Genomic DNA, 11,526 nt, shown 5'->3' on the forward strand with positions numbered 1-11,526 from the left:
GGCGGGCGGCCGACCGGGTGCGGGTGCTGTCGCCTGCCCCGGGACTTCAGTGGCCCCCGGACGCCCGCTGTTGTCGCAGCGCCGCCACCCTCCGGTACAGCTCGACCGCCTCCGCGCCACGCCCGAGTTGTTCCAGGCAGTGGGCCTCGTCGTTGCGGCTGGCGAGGGCGTCGGGGTGGTCGGCGCCCAGGACGCGTTCGCGGGCGGCGGCCACCTGGCGGTACTCGGTGAGGGCGTCCGCCCAGCGGCCGAGCCAGCCGAGGCCGACGGCGACCTCCCGGCGGCTGACCAGGGTGTCCGGGTGGTCGGGGCCGAGCACCCGCTCGCGGATCGCGCACACGTCACGGGACTCGGCGAGGGCCTCCTCCCATCGGCCGAGCCGGCCGAGGTTGACGCCCAGGCCGTGCCGGGCGCGCAGGGTCTCGGGATGGGCGGGACCATGGACGCGGGTGCGGTCGTCGATCAGGGCGCGATACAGCTCCAGGGCCTGGGCGCTGCGGCCGAGCCGGCCGAGGCTGATGCCGACCTCGTAACGGGCGGCGAGCGTGTCGGGGTGGTCGGGCCCGAGCGCCTGCGCCCGCGCCTCGGCGACCTCCTGGTACGTCTGCAGCGCCTCCGGCCAGCGTCCCAACTGGCCGAGCGCGTATGCCACTTCGTACCGCGTGACGAGGGTGTCGGGGTGGTTCGCGCCGAGCACCCGGGCGCGGGCCGTGGCCACCTCGCTCGCCATCCGGTACGAGTCCTCCAGGCGGCCGAGTCTGCTGAGGTTGAAGGCGAGGTTGTGGCGGCAGCGCAGTGTGTCGGGGTGGTCGGGCCCCATGGCGCGCTCCCGGGCGGCGAGCACCGACGTGTACACCTGGTGTGCCTCGAAGTGACGGCCCAACTGTCCCAGTACGTAGGCCATTTCCTGGCGTGCGGCCAGCGTGTCCGGGTGCTCGGGGCCGAACACGTGCTCCCGGGCTTGCGCCACGTGCGCGTACTCGCGCAATGCGTCGGCGGGGCGTCCGGTGCGGCTGAGCGTGAAGCCGACCTCATAGCGGCTGGCGAGCGTGTCGGGGTGGTCGGGGCCGAGCGCGTGCGCGCGTTCGGCGGCGACCGCGCGGTGCACCTCGCCCGCCTCCGCCCAGCGGCCGAGCCGACCCAGACTCAGCCCCGCGTTGTGCCGGCCCGCGAGGGTGGTGATCAGTTCCGGCGAGGGGGTGGGCGGTTCGGCGGGCAGCGGCTCCTGGGCGCCGCGGGTGTCGGTTCGGGCGATCCAGTCGCCGGTGAGGCCCGCGGCGGCGTCCGGCGGCGTGGTGCGCAGGCCGGCGCCGGTCGCCTTGTGGCCGGTGGTCATGCCGCGGGTCCAGGAGGGCAGGCGTGCTTCGCGGGGGGTCGGCCGGTCCGTCGTCGCGCGCTGCACCGACGGGGACACCACGGTCGGCACGTACGCCGGCGTGGTGCGGCCCGCGCCGATGCGGCGGCCCAACTCGCGGGCATCGTCCGGGCGTTGCTCCGGCTCCTTGGCCAGCAGGTCCAGGATGATCTGCTCCATGAACTCGGGGAGTTCGGCGCGATGGCTGCGCGGCGGCTCAGGAGTCGTGTCCCGGTGCCCGACGAGGACCGCCCACGCGTCGTCGAGGTCGAACGGCGGAGCACCGGTGGCGATCTCATAGAGCACGCAGCCGAAGGAGTAGAGGTCGCTGCGCTGGTCGACGTGGGTGCCGCTGATCTGCTCCGGCGACATGTAGTGCGGGGTGCCCATCGCGATGCCGGTCCCGGTCAGGCGGGACGTGAACCCGATGTCGTGGCCGAGACGGGCGATGCCGAAGTCACAGATCTTCACCGTGCCGTCGCCGAGCCGCATGATGTTCGCGGGCTTCAAGTCGCGGTGCACGATGCCCTGTTGATGGGTGTACGCGAGGGCCGCGGCCACCTGTTCGGCGATGTCCACGATGTCGGCGACCGGCAGCGGATGGTGCTTGTTGTCGTCCATGAGCTGGCTCAGGTTGCGCCCGTCGAGCAACTCCATCACCAGATAGAGCACGCCGTCGGACTCGCCGAAGTCGTGGACGACAGTCACCCCACGGTGCTGGAGGGCGGCGGCCACCCGGGCCTCGCGGCGAAACCGTTCCCGCAGGACACGGCTGAACGACTGGTCGTGATGGTGGCCCATCGGTTTGAGGCACTTGACGGCCACCTGTCTGCCCAGCGACTCGTCGCGGGCACGCCACACCTCCCCCATCCCCCCTCGACCGATCAGGTCGAGCAACCGGTACCGGCCCTGGATCAGCCTGGTCTCCCCCATCTCCCGCGATCGCCCCCGTCATTCGGCCCCACCCTCCCCTGGCTCGTCCAGTATGGCGAGCTATCGTCCGAGTTTGTACGGTGCCGGGCGCGAGCCGGGGCCGAGCCGTGACATGGCGCGGAGAATGTGTTTGGGCGGCAGTTGCCAGCGAAGACGTTCGGGAACGCTGCGCAACACGGTGCCGGTGAGACGTAGTTGGCGGGTCACTGTCTCGGGCGGCCCTACGGATCTTCCGTACAGCTCATGCGCGTACGGCGGCAGTGAGGCATATGCCAGCTGCGCCACGCGCCGCCACAGCAGTGCGCGTGCCGGGACGAGCAGCGGGTGGGTCGGCGGCCCGCGCAGGAAGTCGTCGACGTCCCGCGCCTCCGGTCCCGCGGCCAGCTCGGGGCGCACCTTCTCGAAGTACGCGGCGAGTTGAGCCTGGTCAGCGGGTACGCCGTCGGGGTCCAGCCCCACCAGCCGGGCGCTGACGCGGTGTTCGCCGATGTAGCGGTCGGCCTGCTCGTCCGTGAGACTGAAACCCGAGCGGCGCCCGACGTGGAGGTACGAGTCGATCTCCGCGCAGTGCACCCACAGCAGCAGTTCGGGCTCGTCGATCCGGTAGGTCTCCCCCGTGTCGGGGTCGGTCGCCGTGAGCATCGTGTGAATCTTCCGTACCCGCGCACCAGCACTCTCTGCCGCCTCCTTCGTCCCGTACGTGATCGTGCCGACGAAGTTGGCGGTGCGCAGCAAGCGGCCCCAGGCGTCCTTCCGGAAGTCCGAGTTCTGCATGACGCCTCGCACCGCGCGAGGGTGCAGGGCCTGGAGGTAGAGCGCGCGGATGCCGGCGACCCACATCATCGGGTCTCCGTGCATCTGCCAGGTGACCGAGTCGGGGCCGAAGAGTCCCGGGTCGGCTATGTGATCCGCGTCCACGCTGCCAGTGTGGCCAGGATTCCTGGTTGACACCAGAAGCTCCGCAAAGACAGCCTCCATGAGGTACGGAGGGCATCAAAAGTCTGCAAGCCAGAGAGCGGAACACTGGATCGCCTACGTAAAAAGTGGAAGAACTTCTGCAACAACGCGCATAGATATGATCGTGACTGACGAGTACTGTCTACCGCGTGCTGGCTGAGCAACGACACCAACTCATTCTGCGAGCTCTGCGCTCGGGTGGCCCCGCATCCGTAACGGACCTCTGCGGGCAGCTGGGCGTGAGCGCCGCGACCGTCCGGCGAGACCTTGTCCGGCTGGAGGAGGAGGGGCTGCTCACCCGGGTTCACGGGGGCGCGGTCCTCGGACAGGGCGACCAGCAGGGCGACCAGCCGTTCGCGGAGGTCGTCGAGGTGGGGGTGGCCGAGAAGGACGCGATAGCGGTGCGGGCCGCCGCCATGATCGAGGACGGTCAGTCGGTCCTTCTCGACATCGGAACGACCGCCTATCGGCTGGCCCGGCAGCTCCATGGTCGTCAACTCACCGTGATCACCAGCAATCTCGTGGTGTACGAGGAGCTCGCCGAGGAGGAGAGCGTCGAGCTGGTGCTGCTCGGCGGAATGGTCAGACGCGAGTACCGCTCGCTGGTCGGCTTCCTCACCGAGGACAATCTGCGGCAACTGCACGCCGACTGGCTGTTCCTGGGGACCAGCGGCGTCCGCCCCGGCGGCCAGGTCATGGACACCACCGTCATCGAGGTGCCCGTCAAGCGCGCCATGATCGCGACCGGCGACCGGGTGGTGCTCCTCGCCGACGAGCGGAAGTTCCCGGGCACGGGCATGGCGAAGGTCTGCGGGCCCGAGGAACTCGATGTGGTCGTGACCAATACCGCGGCGGACGCGGCGACATGCGCGGCTTTGGAGGAGGCGGGCGTAACGGTCGTACGGACGTGACCACCGCAAACACCGCAGCGGTGGTGCGGATATAGGCATCGCGTCCGAGTCGGCCCGCGGAACCCAGGTGAACCGCGGAACCGGGCTGGACCGCGGAACCGGCCGCTTCTGACGGGCACTCAGCACACCGGTCTCGTATCTCGATATACAGGTCTCATGCCTCGATCACCTCGACTCCGGCCGCCTGCAGCGCGGTACGAGTCGTCCGGTCCATGGGCGCGTTGGTCACCACCATGTCGAGGCTGTCGGGTCCGCACACCCGGGCCATACCGGTGCCGGGGAACTTTCCCGTGTCCGCCATCAGTACCACCTGATCGCTGGCGGCGATCATGGCGCGTTTGACGGGCACCTGCACCGAAGTGGTGTCCAGGACCTGGCCGTCCGGGCGAATGCCACTGGTGCCCAGGAACAGCCGGTCGGCGTGGATCTGCCGGAGATTGTCCTCGGTGAGGAAGCCGGCCAGAGAGCGGTAGTTGCTCCGGACCACTCCGCCGAGCATCACCAGTCGGATGCACGGATCGTCGGCCAGTTCCTCGTACACGGCGAGACTGCTGGTGATCACGGTGAGGGAGCGGCCCCGCAGTCGGCGTGCCAACCGGTGTGCCGTGGTGCCGATGTCGAGCAGGAGGATCTCACCGTCGCTGACGAGGTCGGCGCACTTGTCGGCGAGGGCGTCCTTCGCCGCCACTCGCACGGTTGCCACTTCCGTAAAGGGTTCGTCGCCGCCCTCCGTCGGCATCGCGCCACCGTGGACCCGTCTCAGGAGGCCCTCATCCTCCAATTGCACGAGGTCACGGCGGATCGTCGCCTGGCTCACGCCCAGCCTCTCGGTGAGGGCGACGACGGCGGTGGGACCGTCGGAGCGAAGTGCTCGCAAGATCAGTTCATGTCGGCGATCGGGAAGCATGCCGGTCACTCCACCCTCCAAGTTCAATCAAACTCGCGCAGGATCGCGATGAAGTCTTGCCAGACCTGCGCACTGGGTGCAAGCTTCTGCGTAATTCGAGCAGAGGTAATCACTGCACCGGTGCTTCCTGAGCAAAAGGCACCATGCTGCCATTCGGCGTCGGCGGCTCCGGGGGAGGGGAAGCGCTCATGCCTCAGGCCCTGCGACACCACAGCTCTGAGAGCCGGACCGCCGACCTCCTTCGGTCCGGTCCGCTGTTCTCATCGCCGCCCTCCTGGAGCAGCTCAAAGCGGCGGGCGCACGGGGCGCACGCCGGCCCACCGCCCCCGGAACCGGACGGATCTCCGTCCCGGACACAGCACGGCCGGTACCCGGGCGAAACGCCCGTGGCCACCGATCACGTCGAACAGTAGGAGAACGAAAGTGGATCTGTCCCGTAGACGGTTCGTCCAGACGGCCCTGCTCGTCGCGGCGGGCGCCGGAGTCACCGCGGCATGCGGCGGCTCGGACAGCAGCGGTACGAAGGACGGCAAGGACCTGACCCTCTGGTACTGGGGCGGTGGCCTCAGCGACAAGGTCGTGGCGGACGCCAAGAAGCAGTTCACCGACGTGACGCTGAAGTCCTCGGTCATCGGCGGCACGTTCAAGCAGAAGCTGCTCACCACGATGAACGGCCGCAGCTTCGTGCCGGACATCACCGGGATCAAGGGCGAGGACATCGCCTCCTTCCTGCCCAACTCGAGCCGGTTCCTCGACCTCAACACCCTGGGGGCCGACAAGATCGCCTCGGAGTACCTGGACTGGAAGCTGAAGCAGGGACAGACCCAGGACGGCAAGCAGATCGGCTTCCCGATCGACATCGGTCCGACCGCGATGTACTACCGCGAGGACATGTTCGCCAAGGCCGGACTGCCCACGGACCCCGCCAAGGTCGCCGCGGAGATATCCACTTGGGAGGACTACTTCGCGATCGGCGCCGAGATCCAGAAGGCGTACCCCAAGGCGTTTCTGCTCAACAACATGACGGCCGTCTTCGACATGTCCATCGGTCAGGGCAGCAAGCGCATGATCGACGAGAACAACAAGTTCATCGGCGACCAGGAACACGTCCGCAAGTGCTGGGACCTCGCCGTAAGCCTCTACGACACCGGCGCCGACGCAAAGATCAACGACGAGAGCCTGAGGGCCGCCGTGGCCAACGGGACGGTGGCCACCCAGCTGGGTGCCGCCTGGATGGCGCTGGACGTCAAGGACATGGCACCGGACACCAGCGGCAAATGGCGAGTCGCTCCCCTGCCGGGTGGCCCCTCCAACATGGGCGGATCGTTCCTGGCCCTGCCCAAGGAGTGCCGTAACCCGGAAGCCGCCTTTGAGATCATCAAGTGGCTGCTCAGCCCGGAGAACCAGGCCCGCGGCTTCACGGACGCGGCGCTGTTCCCCTCGGCCCCCGCCGCCTATGAGCTGCCCGCCCTGACCGGCGGCGACCCGTTCTTCGGCGACCAGAAGACGATCGAGGTCTTCGGCCCGGCCGCCGAGAAGGTTCCGGCCTTCTACGAGGCCCCGGCGAACGCGGCGGTGGCCGTGCCGTTCTACAACGAGCTGACCAGCATCGAGTCGAAGGGCAAGAAGCCCGACGACGCATGGAAGGACGCCGTCGAGCAGGCCAAGCAGATCGCCAAGCAGCAGGGCGTGAGCTGAAGTGGCAGCACCCCCCACGGCCGGGCCCGTCGCAGCACCCGAGGTTCCTCAGAAGCACCGCCGGACCGCCCGGAGTACCGGACGGCCCGAACGGCGCCGGGGGCTGCGGCGGCTTCTGTCCTTCTGGCCGCAGTACGTGGCGGTGTCGCCGTTCTTCCTGCTGTTCCTGACCTTCCTGTTCTTCCCGATGGTCTATTCGCTGTACCTGGCGTTCCAGCGCTGGGACGGCATCGGCGAGAAGACTTTCGTGGGGCTCGAGCAATTCCGCTTCCTGCTCGACGACCCCACGTTCTGGCTGGCGATGCGGAACACCCTGGTGATCTGGGTGTTCGCCACGTTCCCCATGTTGTTCATCGCGCTGGTGCTGGCCACCATGCTCAACTCCACGCGCCGTCTCACCAGCTTCTACCGCGTCGCCTACTTCATACCGAACGTCACCTCTGTGGTCGCGGTCTCCATCTTCTTCTTCTCGGCGTTCAGCGACCGGTACGGCGTCGTCAACGCGGTATTGCAGGCGGTGAACATTCCGTCGGTCCCCTGGCTGAACAACGAGTGGACCATCAAGGCGGTCATCGCGATGCTGATGACCTGGCAGTGGACCGGCTACAACATGATCATTTACCTCGCCGGCCTGCAGGCGATTCCCTCAGATGTCTACGAGGCGGCCAAGCTCGACGGCGCGGGGCCCGTACGGACATTCTTCTCCATCACCATTCCGATGATGCGTCCGATCATTCTGTTCACGGTGATCATCTCGACGGTCAACGGCCTGCAGAGCTTCACCGAGCCCCAGGTCCTGTTCGGCAGCAACGCGGCCAACAATCCGAATTCCGGCGGGCCGGGACAGGCCGGACTGACCACGCTTCTGTACTTCTACCACCAGGCTTTCGACAACAACAACTTCGGTTACGCAGCCGCGATCGTGTGGGCGTTCTTCCTGGTCATCCTGCTGTTCGTGGTCATCAACTGGCGAGTCGTACAAGGAAGGAGGAAGGTATGAAGGCACCCCGTGTCCGCAGGCCCACGACCGCCAGAGGACTGCTCCTCCATGTGGCTCTCATGGCCGGTGTCCTGATCTCGATGTTCCCGTTCTACTGGACCATCGTGATGGCGACCAACACGACGCAGGACATCTCCAAATATCCGCCGAAGCTCACCTTCGGGTCTCATCTGTTCGAGAACATCGGGCGGTTGCTGGACACCATCGACTTCTTCGGGGCGATGTTCAACACGGTCATCGTGGCCGTGAGCACGACGGTGCTCGTCCTGCTCCTCGACTCCCTGGCGGCGTTCGCCTTCGCCAAATACGAATTCCCCGGCAGACGTGCGCTGTTCGCCATGCTGATGGGCATCTTCATGCTGCCGCTCCAGCTCGCGATCATCCCCCAGTACCTCATCATGGCGGAACTGGGCTGGCTGGGCTCACTCAAGGCCGTCATTTTTCCGGCGACAGCGAACGCCTTCGGAATCTTCTGGATGCGTCAGTACATGATCGGCGCCATTCACGACGAACTCATCGACGCCGCCCGCATGGACGGCTGCGGCTTCTTCCGGCAGTACTGGCACATAGGGTTGCCGGCCGTCCGGCCCGCGCTCGCCTTCCTCGGCATCTACACCTTCGTCGCCGCGTGGAACGACTACGTCTGGCCGCTCGTCGCCCTGGTAAACCCGGACAAGGTGACCCTGCAGGTCGCCCTCTCCCAGCTCAATGTCTCGCAGGGCCGACAGGACTACGCCATGGTGATGGCCGGCGTACTGCTCGCCGTACTGCCGCTGGTGGTGGTGTTCTCCCTGTTCGCCCGCAGCTTCATCGCCGACGCCACCAAGGGGGCAGTGCGCGAGTGAACGACCCGGTCGGTCAGGGGCGCGGGCGGGAGCGGGCCCGCTGCTCCGGCCGCGGGCGGACTCAGCGGTCCGGCAGGAGACGTGCGTCCCGACGCGGGCGCCGAGACACGATCACAACGGCCGGCGGACCAGCGGCAGGAGCAGGCGGGTCGGGATCGCGTCGCCGACGTGATCCGTGCATGGCCCAGGTGGTCCGTACGTAGCGGAGATGCCGTTGACGCCGGTCGTGGCCACTGGCGGACTTCGCCTACCGCTCGGCCGTCCACCGCGTGGGATTGCCGCGGATGCGGGTGGAGTTCACCAACGTGCGGGCGTCGACGACTGGTTGGCGCCGCGCGGATTGACCGACGTCCTTGTGTTCGGCAAGCTCCCCGAGCAGGACGTGGGCGCGCGAGTCCGTCGAAATGGGGCCGTGGCATGAAGGCGATCGTCGTGGGCGCGGGTATCGGTGGACTGGCCGCCACGCTGAGCCTGCGCCGCGCCGGCCATGAGGTCACGCTTGTCGAGCAGACGTCGCGGTTCACCGATGTCGGCGCGGGCATCCAGCTCGCGCCCAACGCCACGCGCGTACTGCGCCGACTGGACCTGCTCGACGCGGTCGCCGCACAGGCCGCCCGCCCGTCCCACGTGAGCTTCCGAACCTGGTCCAACGGCGCCGAGATCTGCCGCTACACGCTCGGACGCGAGGCCGAGGACGAGTTCGGGGCGCCCTACCTGCTACTCCACCGGGCCGACCTGCACGATGCCCTGGCCACCGCGGTGCCGTCCCGGTCGGTGCGCCTGAACACGACTGTCGTGGGAATCGACCAGGACGACGAGGCCGCCCACGTGACCACGGCAAGAGGCGAGCGGCTGAGTGCGGATCTGGTCGTGGCCGCCGACGGGATACGGTCCGCGGCCCGCCAGTGGCTCTTCGGCGCGGACGAGGCGGTCTTCTCGAAGACCGCTGCCTACCGGGCGCTGCTCCCAGCCGCCGAGGTGGCCGATCTGGACCTGCCGGAACTCGCCGCCTGGCTCGGACCGCACCGGCACTTCGTCCACTACTGGGTGCGTCGTGGGGAACTGCTCAACGTCGTGGCCGTGTTCACGGCGGAGGGGGCGGAGGCGGCGCAGGAGTCGTGGACCGCTCGGGCGGAACCGGGCGAGCAGCTGCGCGAGTTCGAGGGATGGGACTCACGGGTGCTCAGTGTCCTGGAACGCGCGGGACAGGTGTTCCGCTACGGCATCTACACGCGTGCCCCGCTCGAGCGGTGGAACGTCGGGCGAGTGACCCTGCTGGGCGACAGTGCCCACGCGATGGCGCCGTTCCAGGCCCAGGGTGCGGCGCAGGCGATTCTGGACGCGGCCGTGCTCGGCGACGCCCTCGCGGGTGCGACACCGGCCGAGGTTCCCGACGCGCTCGACCGGTACGTACGCCGACGACTCTCGACCGCCACGAGCATGCAGGCCGGTGCCGCGCGGGCGGGCGAGGAGTTCCACCTGCCGGACGGGCCCGAGGCCCAGGCGCGGAACGCCCGCATGTCGGCATACGCGGCCGAGCACGGGTTCCTGCCTCAAGCGACCGCGTGGGCGGCCGACGTCCTTGACGAACAGGCACCACCGTGACCGGCTACGGTCGTGACTGGACACGGTGTCGGCGGTTGACCGCACCGCTCCGGCGGCGGTCATCTCCTTCCGCCCAGTTCTACGTCGCGGCCAGCTGCCGAGTGCGTCGAGTGTGCTTGGCGGCCTGGATCCGATCCCGGTCGTGGTCGACGGTCAGGACGTCTTCCAGGCAAGTGAGATTGCCCGACTGTGCCGCGGCGACGAACGCTTCCAGAAAACGCCGGTGTTCCCCGGTGCTTACTGTTTTGCGTCGCCGCTCGGCGAACAGGCGCTTATGGGCCCGGCTCACGAGCTGGCGGGTGTTGACTTGGCTGAGCTGGAGATTGTCGGCGATCTCGCTGTAGGAGTATTCGAACGCCACGCGGAGAACGTAGGCGGCCCGTTCCGTGGGGTCCAGTTTCTCGAGGAGCAGAAGTAGGGCCAGTTCCAGTGCTTCCGCTCGTTCGGCCAAGGCGACCGGGTCCGTGCGGGTGTCGACCGGTTCGGCGAGCAAGGGACCGGCGGTCTCATGACGTGAACGGGCGGACTGGGCGACGTTGAGGGCCAGACGGGCTGTGGTCCGGGTCAGGTAGGCCGGAGGGTTCAGTACCTGAGCACGGTCGGTGTTCTGCCAGCGCAGCCATGCGTCCTGGACTACGTCCTCGGCCTCTGCCGTGCTGCCCAGTATGCGGTGCGCTATGTGAAACAGCCGTGGGCGGAGTCCTGCGAAGGCGGACACCGCATCCTCCAGCGCTTTGGTGGAAGTCATTTTTGCGGGGTGCATTTCGTCTCCTTGTGCCGCGGCTTGTCGCTGTGGTCCTGCGGATGCTCGACCAGCCTTCGCAACCACGCCGCCCCGAACATCGGTCATCCGACTGCGCTCCGTGGAGGGGGACATGGTCAGGGGTGGGAGGAGGCCCCGAAAGCGGGCGAGTTGATGCCGTGATCCGAGTCGGTTCCCGACGAGTGGCTTCCCGTTCTTGACCCGCTCCGCGGACGGACCTGACTGCTCGTGGTCATCTGACTGATCTCCAAGGCATCGGCCTGGTCCAAGACCTCCTGGGAACCGATCAGCCGGAGCAAGTGACGACGTACCGAACCAACCGTTTACGCAATTCACGGCTCTGCGCGGATACCGATCAGCCGCCGCAGGAGGCCGGGAAGCGCCGAGTCATCCGTAGTCGTTCGACTGATGTTTAGTCGCATCTGGGATGGTGTCCCTCGTCGTGGTGTACGGGATCAGCGGCTGGGAGTGCGCGGGCGTCTGCCCGGGGCGCACTTCCACGGATGGGTACCGCTCCCTGAACAGGAGGTGGGCCACCGCGTAACTCTCCTTG

Annotated in this window: 9 protein-coding genes; 5 read left to right on the forward strand and 4 right to left on the reverse strand. The window is 67.9% G+C overall.

What is annotated here, in order from left to right; genetic code table 11:
* Window positions 1–46: 46 nt before the first annotated feature.
* Window positions 47–2,287, reverse strand: coding sequence for a tetratricopeptide repeat protein (locus ACTWQR_RS18255; protein WP_443228142.1), 2,241 nt, complete (start codon window positions 2,285–2,287; stop codon window positions 47–49).
* A gap of 60 nt (window positions 2,288–2,347) precedes the next feature.
* A complete protein-coding gene (locus tag ACTWQR_RS18260) occupies window positions 2,348–3,145 on the reverse strand; it encodes an oxygenase MpaB family protein (protein ID WP_443228159.1) in 798 nt (265 codons plus the stop codon).
* A gap of 248 nt (window positions 3,146–3,393) precedes the next feature.
* Here ACTWQR_RS18260 and ACTWQR_RS18265 point away from each other — a divergent pair, with 248 nt between their 5' ends.
* Window positions 3,394–4,155: a DeoR/GlpR family DNA-binding transcription regulator gene (locus ACTWQR_RS18265; RefSeq protein WP_443228143.1), complete on the forward strand. Its 762-nt coding sequence runs from the start codon at window positions 3,394–3,396 to the stop codon at window positions 4,153–4,155.
* Window positions 4,156–4,309: 154 nt separating this feature from the next.
* Here ACTWQR_RS18265 and ACTWQR_RS18270 read toward each other — a convergent pair whose 3' ends face one another.
* Window positions 4,310–5,062: a DeoR/GlpR family DNA-binding transcription regulator gene (locus ACTWQR_RS18270; protein ID WP_443228144.1), complete on the reverse strand. Its 753-nt coding sequence runs from the start codon at window positions 5,060–5,062 to the stop codon at window positions 4,310–4,312.
* A gap of 423 nt (window positions 5,063–5,485) precedes the next feature.
* Here ACTWQR_RS18270 and ACTWQR_RS18275 point away from each other — a divergent pair, with 423 nt between their 5' ends.
* The 4 genes from ACTWQR_RS18275 (at window position 5,486) to ACTWQR_RS18290 (ending at window position 10,210) form a co-directional block, all read left to right on the forward strand.
* Window positions 5,486–6,760 carry an ABC transporter substrate-binding protein gene (locus ACTWQR_RS18275; RefSeq protein ID WP_443228145.1) on the forward strand — a complete coding sequence of 425 codons (1,275 nt, stop codon included), beginning with the start codon at window positions 5,486–5,488 and terminating at the stop codon, window positions 6,758–6,760.
* A gap of 1 nt (window position 6,761) precedes the next feature.
* Window positions 6,762–7,760, forward strand: coding sequence for a carbohydrate ABC transporter permease (locus ACTWQR_RS18280; protein WP_443228146.1), 999 nt, complete (start codon window positions 6,762–6,764; stop codon window positions 7,758–7,760).
* A complete protein-coding gene (locus tag ACTWQR_RS18285) occupies window positions 7,757–8,605 on the forward strand; it encodes a carbohydrate ABC transporter permease (protein ID WP_443228147.1) in 849 nt (282 codons plus the stop codon). Before ACTWQR_RS18280 ends, ACTWQR_RS18285 begins: the two co-directional genes overlap by 4 nt.
* A 417-nt stretch (window positions 8,606–9,022) precedes the next feature.
* Entirely contained in the window at window positions 9,023–10,210 is a 1,188-nt protein-coding gene (locus ACTWQR_RS18290; RefSeq protein ID WP_443228148.1) for an FAD-dependent monooxygenase, read from the forward strand.
* 79 nt (window positions 10,211–10,289) lie between these two features.
* On the opposite strand, the gene ACTWQR_RS18295 is transcribed toward ACTWQR_RS18290, so the two are convergent.
* Window positions 10,290–10,958 carry a sigma-70 family RNA polymerase sigma factor gene (locus ACTWQR_RS18295; RefSeq protein ID WP_443228149.1) on the reverse strand — a complete coding sequence of 223 codons (669 nt, stop codon included), beginning with the start codon at window positions 10,956–10,958 and terminating at the stop codon, window positions 10,290–10,292.
* Window positions 10,959–11,526: the final 568 nt, after the last annotated feature.

The sequence above is a fragment of the Streptomyces sp. 2A115 genome, from assembly GCF_052245575.1.
Taxonomy (GTDB): domain Bacteria; phylum Actinomycetota; class Actinomycetes; order Streptomycetales; family Streptomycetaceae; genus Streptomyces.

What these genes read in the sequence shown, in the direction of transcription:
- ACTWQR_RS18255 (WP_443228142.1), bottom strand. Translation starts at nt 2,287, where the DNA reads ATGGGGGAGACCAGGCTGATCCAGGGCCGGTACCGGTTGCTCGACCTG.
- ACTWQR_RS18260 (WP_443228159.1), bottom strand. Translation starts at nt 3,145, where the DNA reads ATGCACGGAGACCCGATGATGTGGGTCGCCGGCATCCGCGCGCTCTAC.
- ACTWQR_RS18270 (WP_443228144.1), bottom strand. Translation starts at nt 5,062, where the DNA reads ATGCTTCCCGATCGCCGACATGAACTGATCTTGCGAGCACTTCGCTCC.
- ACTWQR_RS18285 (WP_443228147.1), top strand. Translation starts at nt 7,757, where the DNA reads ATGAAGGCACCCCGTGTCCGCAGGCCCACGACCGCCAGAGGACTGCTC.
- ACTWQR_RS18290 (WP_443228148.1), top strand. Translation starts at nt 9,023, where the DNA reads ATGAAGGCGATCGTCGTGGGCGCGGGTATCGGTGGACTGGCCGCCACG.
- ACTWQR_RS18295 (WP_443228149.1), bottom strand. Translation starts at nt 10,958, where the DNA reads ATGACTTCCACCAAAGCGCTGGAGGATGCGGTGTCCGCCTTCGCAGGA.